This is a genomic window from Arthrobacter sp. zg-Y769, assembly GCF_020907405.1.
Classification (GTDB): Bacteria; Actinomycetota; Actinomycetes; order Actinomycetales; family Micrococcaceae; genus Arthrobacter_B.
Genome location: NZ_JAJJOE010000009.1, coordinates 255,312 through 273,659, shown reverse-complemented (window position 1 = coordinate 273,659; position 18,348 = coordinate 255,312). Strand labels below are relative to the sequence as shown.

Genomic DNA, 18,348 nt, shown 5'->3' with positions numbered 1-18,348 from the left:
TGCCCTGCACGGGCATACTGCACAGCGTTCCGCCCATAGGATTCGAACCTATACTCCACGGCTCCAAAGGCCGGGGTGCTGCCATTACACCAGGGCGGATCTTGTGCGCGGCTGGCCGCGCACACAAGAGTTTAGTCTGCCACGGGAGCCGATGCGTTTGCGAGTTGAGTCCCCCGGGCGGTGTTGCCGCCGTGGAGGTTGGGCCGCGTGGGTAGACTGGTCCGGTGGTAAAGACTTCCGCCGGCGGCACACGCCTGCGTATGACCGGCGTCCAGCGCCGCGCCCAGCTGATCGAGGTGGCACGCGGGCTGTTTGCCCTGCGCGGCCTCGACGGCGCGACCATCGAGGAGATCGCGGCTGCGGCCGGCGTTTCCAAACCGGTGGTCTATGAGCATTTCGGCTCCAAGGAGGGGCTGTACACAGAGGTGGTGGACATTGAGTTCCGCCGCCTGCTGGAGGTGATGACCGAATCGCTCAGTGCCGATGCCGGTCCCCGGGTGCTGCTCGAACGTGCCGCCTACGCGTTGCTGGACTACATCGAGAACTACACCGACGGTTTCCGGATCCTCACCCGGGACGCGCCGCCGTCGCAGCCCGAAGGGACGTTTTCCACCCTGCTGTCCAGGATCACCCGACGCGTGGAACACATCCTGTCCAAGGAATTCGGCAGCCGCGGCCTGAGTGCCGAGGTGGGCGGGATGTACGCGCAGATGCTGGTGGGCATGGTGGCCATGACCGGCCAGTGGTGGCTGGACACCCGCACCCCGGACAAGGCCGCCGTGGCGGCGCACCTGGTGAACCTTTCCTGGAACGGCCTTGCGGGCCTGCAGAAGGATCCGCAGCTCTCCCACCTGCCCGGCTCCCCCGCGGCGGGCCCGGGCGACGGCGCGCACGCTCCGGCGGTCCTTCGCCTTTCGGCAGTCCTGGTCCGCGACGACGACGGCCGGATCCTGCTCGTGCGCAAGCGCGGCACCTCGCGCTTTATGCAGCCGGGCGGGAAGCTCGAACCCGGGGAAAGCTTCGCCGAGGCGGCGGCCCGGGAAATGGGTGAGGAACTCTCACTGGTTGTTGCGCCCGCCGATCTGGAGGATCTGGGCCGCTGGTACGGTCCGGCAGCGAACGAGGAAAACACCTTCATAGACGCCGGCCTGTTCGCCTGGACCCTTCCCGCAGGGAGCCCGCGCCCCGCTGCAGCCGCCGAGATCGAAGAGATTCTCTGGACCGACCCGGCAGCCGCAGCGGAGCGCACCGACCTGTCACCGCTGCTGAGCGAGCACATCCTGCCCGGCCTGCTGGGCTGACAACCCGCTTTCGCGCGGCTCCTACTCGAGGATCTCCGACGCCTCCAGCCACTGCATTTCCAGTTCTTCCTGTTCGGCCGCGACGGCCTGCAGCTTGGCGTTCAGCTCGCCGATCAGTTCGAAGTCCGCGCCGCTGGATTTCTGCGTGGCGTCGCTCATCTGTGCGTTGATCTTCTCGGCCTGCGCGGTCAGCTTGCTGAGCTGGCGCTCAATCCGGGTCAGATCCTTCTTGGCCGCCCGCTTTTCCGCTTCTGAGGCGCCGGAGCCGGCCAGCGCCGTCGCCGTCCCGCCGCCGGAGGGCGCGGAGGCTGCGGAGGAACCGCCGGGCCGGGAGGCACCGGCCGCTGCGGCGCGTGCAGCCTGCGAGGAACCGCGGGCGGCAGTGGAGGCCTGCGAGTTGGCGGCCAGCGCTTCCCCGCGCAGTTCCAGGTACTGGTCCACGCCGCCGGGCAGGCCGCGCAGCTTGCCGTCGCCGAGGAGCGCCATCTGGTGGTCGGTGACCCGTTCCAGCAGGTACCGGTCGTGGGAGACCACCACGAGCGTGCCGGGCCAGCCGTCCAGCACGTCCTCGACGGCGGCGAGGGTATCCGTATCCAGATCGTTCGTCGGTTCGTCGAGCATCAGGACGTTGGGTTCTCCCACAAGCAGGCGCAGCAGCTGCAGCCGCCGCCGTTCTCCGCCGGAAAGCTCCCGGACGGGAGTCCACTGCCGCTGGGCGCTGAAGCCGAGCTGCTCCACCAGCTGGCCGGCGGAAAGCTCACGGCCGCCTACGTTGAAGACCCGCTTTTCGTTTTCGATGACCTCGATGACGCGCTGGTCCGCCACCTCATCCAGTTCCTTGACTTCCTGCGACAGCACGGCGGTCTGCACGGTCTTGCCGCGCTTGAGCCGGCCGGACGTAGGCTCAATGTCACCGTTCAGCAGGCGGAGCAGGGTGGTCTTGCCGGCGCCGTTGACGCCCACCAGGCCCAGCCGCTCCCCCGGCGCGAGGCGCAGGGTGATGTTGCGGAACAGGTCGGTGTCCCCAAGTGTCAGGGACACGTTTTCCAGGTCCAGCACGTCCTTGCCCAGGCGCGCGGTGGCCATCTTGTTCAGGGACAGCGTGTCGCGGGGTTCGGGGACGTCGGCAATCAGGTTGTTCGCGGCCTCGATGCGGAACTTGGGCTTGGCGGTCCGGGCCGGGGCGCCGCGGCGCAGCCAGGCCAGTTCCTTCTTGACCAGCTGCTGGCGCTTGCCTTCGACCACGGACGCCATCCGGTCACGCTCGGCCCGGGCCAGCACGTAGGCGGCGTACCCGCCGTCAAACGGATCCACCATGGCGTCGTGGACTTCCCAGGTCCGGGTGCAGATTTCGTCCAGGAACCAGCGGTCGTGGGTGACCACCAGCAGGCCGCCGTCCGACGGGCGCCAGCGCTGCTTCAGGTGCCGGGCCAGCCAGGCCACGCCTTCAACGTCGAGGTGGTTGGTGGGCTCGTCCAGCATGATGACGTCATCGTCGCCGGTGAGCAGCTTGGCCAGCGCCACGCGGCGCTTCTGCCCGCCGGAGAGCGAGGAGACCTGCGCGTTCCAGTCCACTTCCTGCACCAGGCCGCTCATCACGTCGCGGATCCGTGCGTTGGACGCCCATTCGTAGTCCGCGGCGTCGCCGACGATCGCCTGGCCCACGGTCAGGTCTCCGTCCAGCACGTCCGTCTGGTCCAGGTAGCCCACGGTGACGTCGCGGCGGCGGGTGACGCGGCCGTCGTCGGGCCTCTGCCGTTCGGCGAGCAGGCCCATCAGGGTGGACTTGCCGTCGCCGTTGCGGCCGACCATGCCGATCCGGTCGCCTTCCTCGAGGCCGAGCGAAACGCCGTCGAGGATGGTGCGCGTGCCAAAGGAAATGCTGAGGTTCTCAGCGCCAAGCAGGTGTGCCAATCGGTACTACTTTCTGTACGTCTGGGGTGCGGTAATGACGGCGCCCTCGGCGGGTCCGTAAACGGCCAGGGCGGTGTGGCCCTCGGCGCGCAGTGCGGCGGCCAGGGCGGACGCGGCGGCTTCGCCGGAGGCCAGGAAGGCCAGGGTGGGACCGGAGCCGGAGACCATGCCCGCGAGGGCGCCGAGCCGGGCTCCCGATTCAAGGACAGGTGCCAGTTCCGGTGCGAGCTCCAGTGCCGCCGGCTGCAGGTCATTGACTAGAACGCCCGCCAGGGCGGCGGTGTTCCCGTGGGCCAGGGCCTCGAGGATCGCCGGGTCCACTTCGGCGGGCTCGGCGACGTCGGTTCCGGCGCGGAGGCCGTCGACGGCGGCGTAGACCTGCGGAGTGGAAAGCCCGTACGGTGCCGGGACCAGGACCCAGTGCAGCCGGTGCGGTGCCGGCACCGGGGTCAGCCGGTCCCCGACGCCGAGCCCGGCGGCAGCGCCGCCCAGCAGTGCGAACGGCACGTCGGCACCGAGTCCGGCAGCCAGGTCTGCCAGTTCTGCAGGTGACAGGCCCGCGTTCCAGAGTTCGTTGCAGGCGACCAGCGCGGCCGCGGCGTCCGCCGAGCCGCCGCCCATTCCGCCGGCCACCGGCACCCGCTTGGTGATATGCAGGTGCACACCGGCGTGCGTCCGGCCGGCAGCGGCCGCAACGGCACGGGCGGCACGGGCGGCCAGGTTGTCCCCGTCCAGCGGTATGCCCGCATCCGGGAGGCGGTTATCCGGATCGCTGAGCGTCAGGCGCATTTCATCCGCTGCCAGCGCCGTGGCCGTTACTTCCTCGAAGAGGGACACGGCCAGGTAGACGCTGGCCACGCTGTGGTAGCCGTCCGGGCGGAGCGGACCCACCTTCAGGGACACATTGATCTTGCCCGGAGTCCGGACACTGACGGAACGCAGTTCAACCATCTCTTGGATTACCTTTTCCTCAGGCAATGAGCGGCTTCCGCGCCTCGGCGATCCGGGCGAACGCCGCGATGTCCAGGACCTCGCCGCGGGCGCTGGGATCCACCCCGGCAGCACGCAGTGCCTTCTCCGCCTCGACCGGACTGCCGGCCCATCCGGCCAGGGCGGCACGCAGCGTCTTGCGGCGCTGCGCAAACGCGGCGTCGATGACGGCAAAGACCTCTTCGCGGGTGGCACGGGTCTGCGGCGGTTCGTGCCGGACAAACCCCACCAGCCCGGAGGCAATCTTCGGCGCGGGCCAGAACACGTTCATACCGATCACGCCGGCCTTGCGCATCTGCGCATACCAGGCGGCTTTCACGGACGGCACGCCGTAGGTCTTGGAGCCGGGTTTGGCGGCCATCCGGTCAGCGACTTCGTCCTGGACCATGACCAGGCCGTGCTGCAGGGACGGGAAATGCTCCAGCAGGTGCAGCACCACGGGGACGGCAACGTTGTAGGGCAGGTTGGCCACCAGCGCGGTGGGCTCCCTGGGCAGTTCCTTGATCCGCATACCGTCGCCGAGGACAACGTGCAGCCGGCCGGCCGCTTCCGGACGCCGTTCGGCCACGGTGGACGGCAGTTTGCCGGCAAGGACGGGATCGATTTCCACGGCCACCACTGACTCGGCGGCGTCAAGGAGTCCGAGGGTGAGTGAGCCCAGTCCCGGTCCGACCTCCAGCACGGTTTCACCGGGAGCGATGTCAGCCGCGGCTACGATCCGGCGGATGGTGTTTCCGTCAATAACGAAGTTCTGGCCCAGCGTCTTGGTGGGGCGGACTCCGAGTTCCTCCGCCAGCGCCCGGATATCCGAGGCACCAAGCAGCGCGGGGACGGGTGTTCGGGGGGCGGGTTCGGATTCTCTCACCCAGTAATACTAGCCGAGGGGGCGCGGCCGCCGGAGCCGGGCGCGGGGCTGCGGGACTGCCCCGGGCGCTCCCCCGGACCGGATCCCCGCCGCACGGCGGAGCAGTGCGAAGGCAGTGTGGGAAGGCAGGAAACCGAGTTGTCTGTTTTGCCGTCCGTAACCGTTACCTGCTCTGCCGACAGCAGGTTTCCACCGGTAGCATCGAGCGCATTGCCGGCACAGGCGACAGAGTGCCGCACCCGGGGATCGGCGGTATCAGCGATGGGCAAATCATTCGGCGAAAAGCTGCGTTCGGAGCGGCAGGAGCGGGGCCTGACCCAGGCCCGGCTGGGAGATGGAACCTTTCGGCCACGGGAAATCTCGTTGCTGGAAACCGGGCGGAGGGAACCCGTTGCGGGTGCTGTCCGGCTGCTGTCGGAACGTCTTGCCTCCGGCAGCACCACGGGCCCGGCGGGGGAAGAGGCAGCCCTTTTCCTTGAACTTTCCGCCCGCCAGGCGCTGGATGAGCGGAATTACGCTGCCGCGGGCTCGCTGGCAGCTTCGGCCGCCGAAGCAGCATTGGTCCAGGGGCGTCCCCGTTCCTGGTGGGCGATGACCTATCTGGCCGCGGACTGCCTCTGCACCACCCATGCCTACCGCGACTGCATCGGGAAAGCGTCCCTGCTGGCCGCCCATCCGCTGGCGGCTGAAGACCCCCGCCTTCGGGCACAGGCGGAAATGCTGCTCGCCACGGCGTATCAGGGAACCGGAGAGCTGGGGTACGCCGTTGCCCATGCCCGCAGCGCCGTACAGCAGGTGGACGGGTCCTCGCCCCGGACGCCGGATTACCTCGAAGCCTGCGCAGTGCTGGTTACCGTGCTGGCCGAAGCCGGCGGGCTGGACGAGGCATGGGCGTACTGCCGCACCCTGGTGCTTCCGCTGGCGGAAGCGGAGGCGGGCCGCCATCCCAAGGGGAAAGCCCTCTGGGCAGTGGGCAATGTGGCTTTTCGCCGCGGGGACACGTACACCGGACTCCTGCACCACCGTGCTGCGGCCGCCCTGCTGCAGCCGGGTTCCGACGTCGAACTGTGGGCCCGGTTCAACAACGCTACGGCGGCCATGCGGCTGGGCGCGGGCATATCCGATGATGAGACGCTGGCCTGCATCGAACACGCCGAGGCGGCAATGTCGGTGGTTGGGCTTTACGGCCCGGAGCGCCTGGAGGCAGCCCATAGCCGGGGACTCTGGCTGGACCTGAACGGCGAGCATGCCCGGGCTGTCTGGATGCTCTCAAATGTGTACGCCCACCGGGACGAACTGCCCCCACAGGATTCGGGCGAACTGGCCCTGCACTTGGGCCTCGCCCTGGCGCGCACCGGACGGGCCGACGCCGGTTCCGCCTACCTGGCGGACAGCGAACAGTCCTTCCGCTCAGCCGGGGCCGGGGACCGCGCAGCGCACGCGGCGGCCCTCGCCGACAGGCTCGCGGCAGGCTGAGCCTGCGCGCCGCCGGTTGGCAGGGACCCGTCTAGAGCAGGCCGAGCTTCGAAGCGCAGGACGGCCAGTGACCCCAGCCGCCGTTCGCCCGCAGCTTCTCCGCGACTGCGATCTGCTGCTCCGGGGTGGCTTCGCTGGCTACAGGGGCGTACGCGCCGCCGCCGGCACCGAGCCAGCTTTGGGAGCTGAACTGCAGCCCGCCGTAATAGCCGTTGCCGCTGTTGATGTGCCAGTTGCCGCCGGATTCGCACTGGGCCAGGGCGGCCCAGGTTCCCGAAGCAGGGGCCGCACCGGCCCCGGCACCGCTGCCGGCACCGCCACCGGCAGCCGGCGGAGTGGCAGGCTTGGCTTCGGGGCGCTTCTTGGTGCCCTTGGCCACGGTTTCGGCAACCGGTTCCTTGGTGACGCTTTCCTTGACGAGGGTGCGGCTGACTTCCTTACCGTCCACAACGGTGACCGAGAAGACCCGGGAACGTTCACCGTTCACACCGGCGGTGGTGACTTTCTCCTCGCCTTCCAACAGATCTGCGTTGGGAACCTCGGAACTTGTGAAGGGCACCGGTTCCTTGACGGTTTCCTCAACGCCTGCTGAAATCCGCGTGATCTTCAGTCCCATGCCGTCCACCAGGGCCGCACTGCGCGGAGCCGACACCTGGTCCGCTGCACCGACTTTCACCCCTGATTCCTTCAGCAGGTCCCGTACGGTGCCCGCCGTGGTGCTGCGTTCGTGGGTTTTTCCGTCCACGGTAACGAACACGGTTTTGGGTGTGGAGATTGAAATGCTGCCGTTAAGCCCGTCCAGCGAGGTATCCAGCGGTGCGGACACGGCGGAGTTGGTGGAAACCCGAAGCTCCGAGACCAGGTCCTCGACCGTCTCTCCCGTGGTGTGGACAGTGGTTTCCCGGCCGTCCACCAGGACGTCCACCGCAAGCGCCCGCTGGACCTCGATGGTGGCACCGTCCACCAGGGCAGCCGTTGGTTCCGGTATCACCCGATCGGCGGAGCTCACGGATACACCGGCCTTTTCCAGTACGTCCGCGACGGTACCGTCGAAGGTCTGCACCTCCTGGCTCTCACCATCGACAGTCAACACCACCGACTTGCTGGCGCCGACAAACGCGATCAGACCCAGCAGGAGGCACACCATCACGGTTGCCTGGCCAACAATCTTTGCCCCACGCCTTGCGAGTGAACTTGCCACGAGATTCCAAACGGTCACAGAATCCGGGCACGGGGACTTTAAGCGCCGTACGCATCCGGTGCACCCTGCCGGAGGGCAGAGTGCATTGAACACGGCCAGGCACAGGCTTGGCGGAACACGCCGGGCCAGCAGCAGGTGACGCCTGCCGACACGGTTTCACAGGTCCGCACTCCGTAAAAGCAGCGTGGCCCCGCAAAATGTCCATTGAATATTCAGAAAATATAGCCACTGAAATATCCAATTGAATATGAAGTGATAGTCCGGATGCCTTCCCCGACCCCGGCTAATTGTTCCCTACCGTAACCGAACCGTGATGTAAGGGCAAACAGGCTCTCCGCGGGCGGGGGCGCCCGCACGGCGGCACCGGGTCCTGCACGGATACCCGCAGTACCAGCTCCCGCTCCTATTCCCGGGTCCAGGAACCGTACGCCCGAAGCGTGTTCGCAGCCAGGCCCGCACCCAGTTCCGACAGGTCAATGCCCGTGCGGTCAGCCATGGAACGCACCGTATAGGGCACCATATAGCTGGCGTTGGGGCGGCCCCGGTGCGGGTGTGGCGTGAGGAACGGGGCGTCTGTTTCAACAAGGAGCAGATCCCGCTCCGCAACCGCGAGCGCCTCGTGGAGATTGTGCGAGTTCTTGAACGTCACGGTTCCGGAGAAAGACATATACCAGCCGTTCTCATTACAGATGCGTGCCAGTTCGCGGTCCCCCGAGAAGCAGTGGAACACCACCGTCCCGGGCGCCCCCTCTTCCTTCAGGAGGCGGACGACGTCGTCGTGGGCGTCGCGGTCGTGGATCTGCAGTGCCAGGCCAAGGCGCTTGGCAATGTCAATGTGCCGGCGGAAGGAATAGTGCTGCTGTTCCCGGCCGTCTTCCCCGGTCCGGAAGTAGTCGAGCCCGGTTTCCCCGACGGCCCGTATGCGCGGATGGGCGGCGAGCGCCTCGATCTCGGCGAGTGCATCCTCCAACGTGCCCTCCGCGGCGAGCACCGGGGCGTCGTTCGGATGGATGGCCACCGCGCCGAGCAGGCGCGGATCGGCGTCGACGGCGGCCGCGGTGAAGCGGGAAGACTCGAGATCGGTACCGACCTGGACGGCTCCCTGGACACCTGCCGCCTCCGCCGCATCGAGGGCAGCGGTCAGGGCAACCGTAAAGTCGCCGGCACTCTCCCCGGCCGGGAAATCGAAATGCGTGTGGTTATCCATAACGGGCACGGGCAGCGGCTCGGGTGCCGGCGGATACCCTTTGCCCTTGTGCCGGACGGTTCCGGCGTCTTCGGCCGGCGGGAGGTAAGCCGCCGGTGTGCTTCCCGGGACAAATCCACTTCGAATAATCATGTTCTTAAGCCTAGGTGAGCTAGTAGCCTGAACAGACAAACTGCTGTTTGAGCTCCCGGTACCGGGTCCTATACCGCCGTTGGTCCTGTCCTGCCGTTGGTCCGATCCCGTCATGGCCCGATTGCTGTTGGATCAACCCGGCCTGCAGCGTCACCACAGGCGGGACCAGGGGCGCACCTGTAACCGCCGAGTATGGAAGGTGTCCATGGACGCTCCGATCCCCCCTGCCGCCGCAGCGTCCCTCAACGGTTTCCCTTCCCGGAAAACGGCTACTGCACTCAAGTCCTCTCTGGCGCCCGTCGACGCCGAGGCCTTCCAGACAGCGGCAGAAGGGATTCTCGCCGCCGTGAATACGGTGATTGACGGGAAGGAGGACGCAGCCAGGCTGGTGCTTACGGTCCTGCTTGCCGAGGGGCATGTGCTGCTCGAGGATGTTCCCGGGGTCGGCAAGACGATGCTCGCGAAGACGCTGGCCCGGACCATTGACTGCACCGTCAGCCGCATCCAGTTCACCCCGGATCTGCTTCCCTCGGACGTCACCGGGGTCTCCATCTACAACCAGGACAGCCACCGGTTCGAATTCCGGCAGGGTCCGGTCTTCGCCAACGTGGTGATCGCCGATGAAATCAACCGGGCCTCCGCCAAGACCCAGTCCGCGCTGCTGGAGTGCATGGAGGAACACCAGGTGACCGTCGACGGCGGGACGCACCGGCTTTCGGCACCCTTCATTGTGGTGGCCACGCAGAACCCCATCGAAATGGAGGGGACCTATCCCCTGCCGGAAGCCCAGCGGGACAGGTTCATGGCCCGGCTTTCCCTTGGCTACCCGGATGCCCGGTCCGAAGTGGAAATGCTGGAGAACCATCAGTCCGGCTCCCCCCTGGAAAGCATCACACCGGTCGTAGGGATACGCGAGGCTTCCGCCATGATCGCCCGGGTCCGCGACATCTACGTTTCCGACGCCGTCAAGGAGTACACGGTCTCCCTCGGCCGGGCCACCCGGGAACACCCCGACCTCCGCCTGGGCGCCAGCCCCCGGTCCCTGCTGCAGCTCCTCCGGGCGGCCAAGGCCTACGCGGCACTTGAAGGCCGGGATTTTGTACTGCCCGACGACGTCACGGGGCTGGCGGATGCTGTCCTCGCCCACCGCCTCCTGCTGCAGCGCAAGGCAGCAGTGGCCGGAACCACCGCCTCAGATGTTATTGCTTCCGTCATTGCAGCCGTACCGGTTCCCCGCTCGGCCGGCGTACCGGAGCGCCTGCGCCGCTAGGTTCCACTGACAGTTTCCGCCGTACCGCCGAGCGAAAGGCTCCCATGGATGCTTCCTCCGTCACGAGGATTTTCACCCCGCGCGGCTGGGGACTGCTCTGTGCCGGGGTGGCGGCGTTCGCCGCTGCGGCTACCCTGGGACGCCGGGACCTGCTGGCCCTCGCAGTCCTCCTGACCGGCCTGCCGCTCCTGGCCGCAGCGCTGCTTCGCCTCTTCAAACCCGGGTTCGAGGTCGAACGGAGCTTCGCTCCCCCGCTGGTGGAAACGGGCACCGCCGCCACGGTGTCCCTGCGGGTGCTCAGCCGCGGCACGCCCGTGTCCGGAGCCCTCATGCGGGAGGGGCTCCCGTTCCGTTTCGGACCGAGCCCGGTTTTCCGGTTCCCGTCCGGCAACGCGGCGGGCAGCGGACCCAGCACCTACGAGTACCGCCTGCGGTCGAGCCGGCGCGGCCTCTACAGCATCGGACCGGTCACCGCCGAGTTCCTGGACCCCCTGGGCCTGGCCAAGGCAGTGCACACACTCGGCGGAACCGACCGGCTGGCGGTGGCACCGGCGCCGCTTGAGCTTCCGCCGTCGTCGTTGTTCGGGGCGCCGGGCACCGACGGCACGGCGCCGAGCAGCCGCCGCGGCATACCCAGCGAAGATGATGCTTCCACCCGGGAATACCGCCATGGAGATCCCATGCGCCGCGTGCACTGGGCAGCTACGGCCAGGCACGGTGAGCTGATGGTCCGGCAGGAAGAACCGGTGACCGCCCCCACCGCTTCCATCGTGCTGGACCAGCGTCTGCCCTCCTACGCTGACGGATCGCTGAGGCCCGATGACGGTGACCTGCTGACCTCGGAAACTTTCGAGTGGGCTGTTTCGGCTGTTGTTTCCTGTGCCGTTTTCTTCTCAGAGTCCGGTTACGGCGTGCGCTTCACCGATGAACTTTCCCGGCCCGGGCTGGCCCGTTCACCGTCGGCCGTCGACGGCGGCGAAACCGGCTTCCGCGGGTCGGACGGGGTGCAGAACCTCGCGGAAGGACTGGCCGCCCTGGGGCTGGAGCCTGCTGCCACGCCGGCGGCCGGGCAACCCCGGGGCACCGAACCGCTGGTCCCCTTCGCCGCGTTGGACGGATCCGGCCAGGCACCCGGCCCCCTGCTCGTCGTTGCAGGACGGATCAGCACTGCACAGGCGCAGGCCCTGGCCCCGGCAGCACGGTATGCGCGCCAGCCGCTGGCGCTGCTGGTCACCGACCGGCCGGCCGACCTGCGTCCGGTACTGAAAATCCTGCGGGACGCAGGGTGGAGTGCCGCGGCAGTAACCCCGGCAACTCCGGTGACGACGGCCTGGTCGCTCCTTGACCAGGACCGGCCGGGCGTGCGCGCCGGCGGTGAGCGGGTATGAGCGCCCTGCTTACCCGCCCCGAGGCCGTGCCGGTTCCCGGTCGGCAGCAGGGGCCCGGACCTGGTTCCCCGGACGGCCGCGAGACGGCCAACATCGGGGTAGCCGCGGCTGGCGCGTTGGCCGTACTCCTGTGTGCGCTCAGTGTGCACGGCGTCATTGAAGGCTGGTCCTGGCTGCCGCCGCTGTTCTTCACCGTCCTCGTCCCGCTGGCGGCCACTGCCGGTGCGCGGCGGCTGAGGGTACCGCAGTCGCTGGTTCCGGTAGCAGGCATGGCCGTCCTGGCCTGCACGCTCACCTGGCTTTTCGCCTCATCGGCATCAATCCTGGGTTTCCTGCCCGGCCCGGGAACCCTCGCCCGCGCCGACGCGCTTTTGGCCGAGGCGCGGACCGTGGTCCTCACCGAAGTCACCCCCGTGCAGCCGCTGCCCGGCATCCTGTTCCTGTGCTGCGCGGGCATCGGGCTGGTAGCCGTACTGACGGATACCCTGGCGGCCACGCTGCGGATGCCGGCGACGGCCGGGCTGGGCCTGTTCGCGGTCCTGATGATCCCCGCGGTGCTGAAGCCCGAGAGCCTGGGAGCGGGGTACTTCCTCCTTGCGGCCGCCGGGTACCTGCTGCTGCTCGCGGCCGGCGCCCGCCGCGAACAGCTCGGTCCCGGAACCCGGATTCCGCGGACCTGGGCGGCGCGGGGAACCGCTGTCTCGGCATCGGCCCTCGCACTGGCGCTGCTGCTGCCTGCCGTCCTTCCGGGCTTCAACGGCGGTGCCTTCCCGGAAGGGACAAAGTTCAATTTCTTCTCCGGCAGCACCGGACTCAACCCGGTAGTCACCCTGGGCAACGATCTCCGCCAGCCCCAGTCCGCAGGCCGGATCACCTATGCAACCTCCTCGGAGGAGCCGGTATATCTGCGCTCCACCACGCTGGAGGATTTTTCCGGAAGCCGGTGGGCTCCGGACCTGCGCGCGGATGAACGCCGGGAAGGCGTGGCATCGATGACACGGGGAGCCTCTGCGTCGCCGGAGGGGCGCCAGGGTGCGCAGGTGGTGACCCGGATCAGTTCGGACACCTATTCCAGTCCCTGGCTGTTGGCCCCCTATTACCCGCTGGGCGTCGCCGGTGCCGACGGCAACTGGTCCTGGGATCCCAAAACGATGACGGTGCTGAACGAAGATTCCGACGGTGCTTCAAGGCAGGATTACCAGGTCCTGAGTGTTGCCGGAGAGTTCACTCCGGAGCAGCTGGCGGCCCTTCCGGAAGCCGGCAGCACAAGCGTGGACGCCGTGTTCACGGACCTGCCCGCAGACCTCCCCGAGAACATCCGGGACGCAACGGCGGAAGCTGTCGAGGATGCTGCCACCCCCTATGCCAAGGCCATGGCGATCCAGGGTTATCTGCGCGGCCCGCAGTTCTCCTATTCGCTCCAGGCTCCGGTGGAGGGCGGTTATGACGGGAACGGCATTTCGGTCCTGTCCGAATTCCTCGAACGCAAAGCCGGCTACTGCGTCCACTTCGCAGCAGCCATGGCCGTGATGGCGCGGCAGGAGGGCATCCCCAGCCGAATGGCGCTCGGGTACGCCCCCGGCCAGGACACCGGCCGGACGCCGGACGGAACCGGCCCGGACGGCCAGCCGCTGCGCGAGTTCGAGGTCGATTCCACGGACGCCCATGCCTGGCCCGAGTTGTATTTCGAAGGTGCGGGGTGGGTCCGCTTCGAACCCACCCCGTCCCGGGGGTCGGTACCGGATTACGCCCAGCAACAGCAGACGCCGGCAAATGCCAACATCCGGGACGACGACGATCCACGGCTTTCCGGCGCGCCCGCCACGGCACCCGCCGTCCCGCAGGAGGCTCCGCTGGCACCGGAAACCGTGCTCGAGCCCGGAGACGCGGGCGGGACGGCCTGGCTGGGTGCGGTGCTGGGAGCGCTTGCGGCGGCCGCTGCCGTCCTGACCCCCTGGGCCATGCGGCGGCGCCGTGCGGCCCGACGGCGGAACGCTGCCGCCGAGGGCCCCCGAGCGGCACCGGTCTGGGACGAACTCGCGGACTTGGGGATCGACTACGGCTATCCCGGCCGGACCGCCGACACGCCCCGGACGTATGCCCGCCGGCTGGCGGATGATGCCGGGTTCTCACCGCCGGCCGAGGAAGCACTGACCCGCATCCGCCTCTCCTATGAGGAAGAGGCCTATGCCGGGGCGGGCCGCCGCGGCGGGCGGGCACCGGTTCCGCCGTGGGGTGACCTCGAAACCGTGCAGGCGGAGCTGCGGCGCGGCGCCAGCCTTCCCCGGCAGCTGCACGCACGGTTCCTCCCGCCGTCACTGGCCATGCGGTTCCGGCATGACTGACCCCTTCCGGCGGCCTGCCTAGCCGGCAAACGGATCGGCGATCCCGATGTACTGCGTGTAAAGGTATTCCTCGATACCTTCCGCGCCGCCCTCGCGTCCGAGCCCGGACTGCTTGACGCCGCCGAACGGTGCGGCGGCGTTCGAAACCACCCCCGCGTTCAGTCCCAGCATGCCGGATTCCAGCTTTTCACCGATCCGCAGTCCGCGGTTCAGGTCCTTCGTGAACACGTAGGAAACCAATCCGTATTCGGTGTTGTTGGCCAGGGCCACCGCTTCGTCTTCGGTGGAGAAGGTCACGATCGGTGCCACCGGCCCGAAGATCTCCTCCTTCAAAATCCGTGCATCCGGGGCAACGTTCTTCAGGACCGTGGGCCGGTAGAAGTACCCCGGACCATCCACGGGTTCCCCGCCCACCAGGGCCACTGCACCGCCGTCGAGCGCCTCGCTCACGAGGGCATGCACCTTGTCCCGCGACTTGCCGTCAATCAGCGGACCCACCTTGGCTGCTTCCTCGGTGCCGCGTCCGGTGGTCATGGCACCCACGCGGGCAGCGAACTTCCCGGCGAACTCGTCCGCCACCGTGTCCTGGACGATGAAGCGGTTGGCAGCGGTGCAGGCCTCGCCCATGTTCCGCAGCTTCGCGGCCATCGCGCCGTCCACGGCCTTGTCCAGGTCCGCGTCCTCGAAAACAATGAAGGGTGCGTTGCCGCCGAGCTCCATGGAGGTGCGCAGGACGTTTTCGGCCGCATCGCGGATCAGGCCCTGGCCCACCGGGGTGGACCCGGTGAAGGAGACCTTCCGCAGCCGGGAATCCTTGAGGATCGGGCCGGTGACGTCGCCGGCGGAAGTGGTGGATACAACGTTCAGCACGCCGGCCGGCAGCCCCGCTTCGATCATCACGGCGGCGAAGAGCTGGGAGGTCAGCGGAGTGAGCTTGGCAGGCTTGAGCACCATGGTGCAGCCCGCCGCCACCGCCGGCGCGATTTTGCGGGTAGCCATGGCCAGCGGGAAGTTCCACGGGGTGATCAGCAGGCAGGGGCCCACCGGCTTCTTGTTCACCAGCAGGCGGGATTTCCCGTCCGGCGCGGTGCTGTAGCGGCCGGAAACCCGGACGGCTTCCTCGGAGAACCAGCGCAGGAATTCGGCGCCGTAAGCCACTTCACCGCGGGCTTCGGCCAGCGGCTTGCCCATTTCCAGCGTCATCAACAGGGCGAAGTCCTCGGTGCGTTCGGTCACCAGTTCGAAGGCCCGGCGCAGGATTTCCCCGCGCTCCCGGGGCGCGGTCCGCGCCCAGGCGTCCTGTGCGGCGGCCGCGGCGTCCATGGCGAGCGCACCGTCTTCGGCGGAGGCGTCGGCAATGCTGAGCAGCACCTTGCCGGTGGCGGGATCTTCGACGTCGAAGGTGCGGCCGCCGGAGGCGTCCCGCCACTGGCCGTCAATCAACAGGCCGGTGGGGACCTGTGCCAGGAGTTCGGCTTCACGGTCTGCGGGAATGCCCATGGGAAATGCCTCCAGAGTTCATCGGATCCAGCACGGACGGCAGGCCCGTGGTTTCCTTTCACCGTAGGCTTCCGGAGCAGTTCCTGTAAATGCGGCCATGCACTGCCTGCCGCGGGAGCTGCTGTGCACCTGCCCAGCAGGAAACGGATTATTTCCGGAGGGCAGCCTAGCCGCGCGCTTCCAGCACCGCGGAATACAGTTCGCGCTTGCTGATCCGGGCGTCTTCGGCCACGGCGGCAACGGCGTCCTTGAGCCGGATGCCCTGCTCCACCAGGGAATTGACGGCGCCCACGTGGTCCGCTGCCTGTTCCGGTGCTGCGTCCGGCGCGCCTTCCACCACCACGGCAATTTCCCCGCGGACATCTCCTGCTTCAGCCCATTCCAGCAGCTCGCGCAGGGGGCCGCGCAGTACCTGTTCATGCAGCTTGGTGAGTTCGCGGGCGACGGCGGCGCGCCGGTCCCCGCCGAAAGCGGCATCCAATGCCCGCAGCATGGGTTCCAGGCGGTGCGGGGCTTCGAAGAACACCATGGTCCGCTGCTCGCCGGCCAGCTTCGCCAGCCTGCTGCTGCGCTCCCCCGGTTTCCGCGGCAGGAAGCCCTCGAAGCAGAACCGGTCCGTCGGCAGGCCGGAAAGCGCCAGCGCGGTCAGCACCGCAGACGGTCCGGGGGCGGCGGTGACGGTCAGCCCTTCGGCGGCTGCAGCCTCCACCAGGCGGAAGCCGGGATCGGACACGGCCGGCATGCCGGCGTCGGTCACCATCAGGAGAGTGGCTCCGCCGCGGACAAGCTCAAGCAGATCCGCAGTGCGGGAGGCTTCGTTGTGCTCGTGGTAGCTGATGATCCGGCCACTCGTGGTGATGCCCAGGGCGCTCACCAGCCGGTGCAGCCGCCGGGTGTCCTCCGCGGCAATAATGTCGGCGCTTTCCAGCAGTCCGATCAGCCGGTTGGTCGCGTCACCCATGTTGCCGATGGGTGTTGCTGCCAGGACAATCTGTCCGGGCCCTGCGGCGTCGTTGGTTGCGGTGCCTGCCATGGTGCCTGTCCTACTGCTTGTTACCTTGCTCGAATCCACCCTCTAACCCTACGCGACAGGCTATAGAGTGGGGCGCGTGAGTCTCACCGGAACCTCGACGACCCGCCGCGAGGCACCGGCCCCGGTCGAGTCACCCCAGCGTGCCTTTACCTTCGAAGCCCTGCGGAGCCGCCTGCTGGGCGCCACCATGGTTCCGCTGGGACCGGCCGGCTGGATTCTGCCGCTGGTAATGGCCGTGCTCGGCGGTGTGCTGCGGTTCACCCGCCTGGGGGAACCCGGGTCACTGATTTTTGACGAAACCTACTACGTCAAGGACGCCTACTCCCTGCTGCAATCCGGCTATGAACGCGACTGGCCGGAAACCGCCAACGATTCGTTTGTCGCCGGCCAGCCCAATGTACTGCTCGACGAGCCCGAATACGTGGTGCATCCGCCCGTAGGCAAATGGATGATCGCGCTCGGCATGGCCCTCTTCGGATCGGATAACTCCTTCGGCTGGCGCTTCGGTGCTGCGCTGACCGGGACGCTCACGGTCCTGCTCCTGGGGCTCATCGCCGCCCGGTTGTTCTCCTCGGCAACCCTCGGCGCCCTGGCGGGGCTGTTCCTTGCCGTGGACGGGCACCATCTGGTCCACTCGCGCACCTCCCTGCTGGATGTTTTCCTGACGTTCTGGGTCCTGGCCGCCTTCGGTGCCCTCCTGCTGGACCGGAGGGACGGCCGGCTGCGGCTGGCGCGCGCCCTCTCCCGCGCGACGGATGCAGAGGGCCGGCTATCCCCGGGCAGCGGGCCGTTGGTCTACGGGCCGTGGCTGCTCTGGCGCCCGTGGCGGATCGCTGCCGGAGTCTGCCTCGGCCTGGCCGTGGGCACCAAGTGGTCCGCGCTGGCCTTCGTCGCCGTCTTCGGCCTGATGACTGTCCTTTGGGACGTCAGTGCCAGGCGGGTTGCCGGCGTGGTCCAGTGGGAAAGTGCCCTGCTGCGCGACGGCGTCCCCGCCTTCCTGACGATCATTCCCGCCGCGGCGCTCACCTACCTCGCCAGCTGGACCGGCTGGCTGCAGTCCGACAACGCGTACAACCGGCAGTGGGCGGTGCAGAACCCGGACGAGGGCTGGGGTTGGCTGCCGCCCTGGCTGCGCTCGCTGGCCGAGTACCACCGCAGCGCCTATGCCTTCCACAACGGACTCAGTTCGGAGCACAGCTACTCGGCTTCCGCGTGGACCTGGCTGTTTATGGGCCGGCCCACCTCGTTTTTCTACGAGGGTGCGGAAGCGGGCGAAGATGGCTGCACAGCGGAAAGCTGCTCAACGGCAATTACGTCGGTGGGCAACCCCTTGATTTGGTGGGCGGCCGCCCTGGCGCTGCTGGTGGTTCTCTTCTACTGGGCGGGCCGGCGGGACTGGCGCGCCGGTGCAGTGCTGTCCGGAGTGGCGGCTGGCTACCTGCCTTGGTTCGCCTATCCTGAACGGACCACTTTCTTCTTCTACGCGGTGTCCTTTGAACCGTTCCTCATTCTCGCCCTGGTGTATGTGCTTGGCCTGGTACTGGGCCGCCCTACCGACAGTCTGCAGCGGCGAAGGACCGGGCTGGTGGTTGTCTGCTGCTTTGCCGCGGGGGTCCTGGCGCTCTCGGCATACTTCCTGCCGGTCTGGACGGCGGAAACAATCCCGTATTCTGGCTGGCGGCTGCGTATGTGGATGCCCAGCTGGATTTAGTCTCATTACCCATGT

Annotated in this window: 13 protein-coding genes and 1 tRNA gene; 6 read left to right on the top strand and 8 right to left on the bottom strand. The window is 68.0% G+C overall.

Features of this window, described 5'->3' with window-relative positions; translation table 11 throughout:
• Positions 1-27: 27 nt before the first annotated feature.
• Positions 28-99 (bottom strand) — tRNA-Gln (locus tag LOC60_RS10175).
• Positions 100-224: 125 nt separating this feature from the next.
• Here LOC60_RS10175 and LOC60_RS16325 point away from each other — a divergent pair.
• The gene (locus LOC60_RS16325; protein ID WP_331460801.1) at positions 225-1,301 is read left to right on the top strand and encodes a TetR family transcriptional regulator; all 1,077 of its coding nucleotides are present in this window, start codon (positions 225-227) and stop codon (positions 1,299-1,301) included.
• Between the two features lie 21 nt (positions 1,302-1,322).
• On the opposite strand, the gene LOC60_RS10160 is transcribed toward LOC60_RS16325, so the two are convergent.
• The 3 genes from LOC60_RS10160 to rsmA are packed head-to-tail and all read right to left on the bottom strand — an operon-like array spanning position 1,323 to position 5,070.
• Entirely contained in the window at positions 1,323-3,215 is a 1,893-nt protein-coding gene (locus LOC60_RS10160; protein ID WP_230024811.1) for an ABC-F family ATP-binding cassette domain-containing protein, read from the bottom strand.
• Positions 3,216-3,221: 6 nt separating this feature from the next.
• Positions 3,222-4,166, bottom strand: coding sequence for a 4-(cytidine 5'-diphospho)-2-C-methyl-D-erythritol kinase (locus LOC60_RS10155; protein ID WP_230024809.1), 945 nt, complete (start codon positions 4,164-4,166; stop codon positions 3,222-3,224).
• Positions 4,167-4,185: 19 nt separating this feature from the next.
• Positions 4,186-5,070 carry a 16S rRNA (adenine(1518)-N(6)/adenine(1519)-N(6))-dimethyltransferase RsmA gene (rsmA, locus tag LOC60_RS10150; RefSeq protein ID WP_230024807.1) on the bottom strand — a complete coding sequence of 295 codons (885 nt, stop codon included), beginning with the start codon at positions 5,068-5,070 and terminating at the stop codon, positions 4,186-4,188.
• A gap of 261 nt (positions 5,071-5,331) precedes the next feature.
• Between rsmA and LOC60_RS10145 the strand changes: the two genes are divergently transcribed.
• Entirely contained in the window at positions 5,332-6,546 is a 1,215-nt protein-coding gene (locus LOC60_RS10145) for a helix-turn-helix domain-containing protein (protein WP_230024805.1), read from the top strand.
• A 31-nt stretch (positions 6,547-6,577) separates the two neighbouring features.
• Here LOC60_RS10145 and LOC60_RS10135 read toward each other — a convergent pair whose 3' ends face one another.
• Positions 6,578-7,747 (bottom strand): transglycosylase family protein, encoded by a 1,170-nt coding sequence (locus LOC60_RS10135; protein ID WP_331460800.1) that lies wholly within the window; start codon positions 7,745-7,747, stop codon positions 6,578-6,580.
• 403 nt (positions 7,748-8,150) lie between these two features.
• Positions 8,151-9,086: a TatD family hydrolase gene (locus LOC60_RS10130; protein ID WP_230024803.1), complete on the bottom strand. Its 936-nt coding sequence runs from the start codon at positions 9,084-9,086 to the stop codon at positions 8,151-8,153.
• A gap of 205 nt (positions 9,087-9,291) precedes the next feature.
• Here LOC60_RS10130 and LOC60_RS10125 point away from each other — a divergent pair, with 205 nt between their 5' ends.
• The 3 genes from LOC60_RS10125 to LOC60_RS10115 are packed head-to-tail and all read left to right on the top strand — an operon-like array spanning position 9,292 to position 14,089.
• A complete protein-coding gene (locus LOC60_RS10125; RefSeq protein WP_230024801.1) occupies positions 9,292-10,356 on the top strand; it encodes an AAA family ATPase in 1,065 nt (354 codons plus the stop codon).
• A gap of 44 nt (positions 10,357-10,400) precedes the next feature.
• Entirely contained in the window at positions 10,401-11,744 is a 1,344-nt protein-coding gene (locus LOC60_RS10120) for a DUF58 domain-containing protein (RefSeq protein ID WP_230024799.1), read from the top strand.
• Entirely contained in the window at positions 11,741-14,089 is a 2,349-nt protein-coding gene (locus tag LOC60_RS10115; RefSeq protein WP_230024798.1) for a transglutaminase family protein, read from the top strand. Before LOC60_RS10120 ends, LOC60_RS10115 begins: the two co-directional genes overlap by 4 nt.
• Positions 14,090-14,107: 18 nt before the next feature.
• On the opposite strand, the gene LOC60_RS10110 is transcribed toward LOC60_RS10115, so the two are convergent.
• Entirely contained in the window at positions 14,108-15,589 is a 1,482-nt protein-coding gene (locus tag LOC60_RS10110) for an NAD-dependent succinate-semialdehyde dehydrogenase (RefSeq protein ID WP_230024797.1), read from the bottom strand.
• Positions 15,590-15,755: 166 nt separating this feature from the next.
• Positions 15,756-16,622, bottom strand: coding sequence for a 16S rRNA (cytidine(1402)-2'-O)-methyltransferase (gene rsmI, locus LOC60_RS10105; protein ID WP_230024796.1), 867 nt, complete (start codon positions 16,620-16,622; stop codon positions 15,756-15,758).
• A 76-nt stretch (positions 16,623-16,698) separates the two neighbouring features.
• Here rsmI and LOC60_RS10100 point away from each other — a divergent pair, with 76 nt between their 5' ends.
• Positions 16,699-18,333 (top strand): dolichyl-phosphate-mannose--protein mannosyltransferase, encoded by a 1,635-nt coding sequence (locus tag LOC60_RS10100; RefSeq protein WP_230024794.1) that lies wholly within the window; start codon positions 16,699-16,701, stop codon positions 18,331-18,333.
• The last annotated feature ends 15 nt before the right edge of the window (positions 18,334-18,348 follow it).

Bases quoted from the DNA above. Each gene is read 5' to 3' on its own strand.
- LOC60_RS10155 (WP_230024809.1), bottom strand. From the start codon at position 4,166: ATGGTTGAACTGCGTTCCGTCAGTGTCCGGACTCCGGGCAAGATCAAT.
- LOC60_RS10145 (WP_230024805.1), top strand. From the start codon at position 5,332: ATGGGCAAATCATTCGGCGAAAAGCTGCGTTCGGAGCGGCAGGAGCGG.
- LOC60_RS10130 (WP_230024803.1), bottom strand. From the start codon at position 9,086: ATGATTATTCGAAGTGGATTTGTCCCGGGAAGCACACCGGCGGCTTAC.
- LOC60_RS10125 (WP_230024801.1), top strand. From the start codon at position 9,292: ATGGACGCTCCGATCCCCCCTGCCGCCGCAGCGTCCCTCAACGGTTTC.
- LOC60_RS10120 (WP_230024799.1), top strand. From the start codon at position 10,401: ATGGATGCTTCCTCCGTCACGAGGATTTTCACCCCGCGCGGCTGGGGA.
- LOC60_RS10115 (WP_230024798.1), top strand. From the start codon at position 11,741: ATGAGCGCCCTGCTTACCCGCCCCGAGGCCGTGCCGGTTCCCGGTCGG.
- LOC60_RS10110 (WP_230024797.1), bottom strand. From the start codon at position 15,589: ATGGGCATTCCCGCAGACCGTGAAGCCGAACTCCTGGCACAGGTCCCC.
- rsmI (WP_230024796.1), bottom strand. From the start codon at position 16,622: ATGGCAGGCACCGCAACCAACGACGCCGCAGGGCCCGGACAGATTGTC.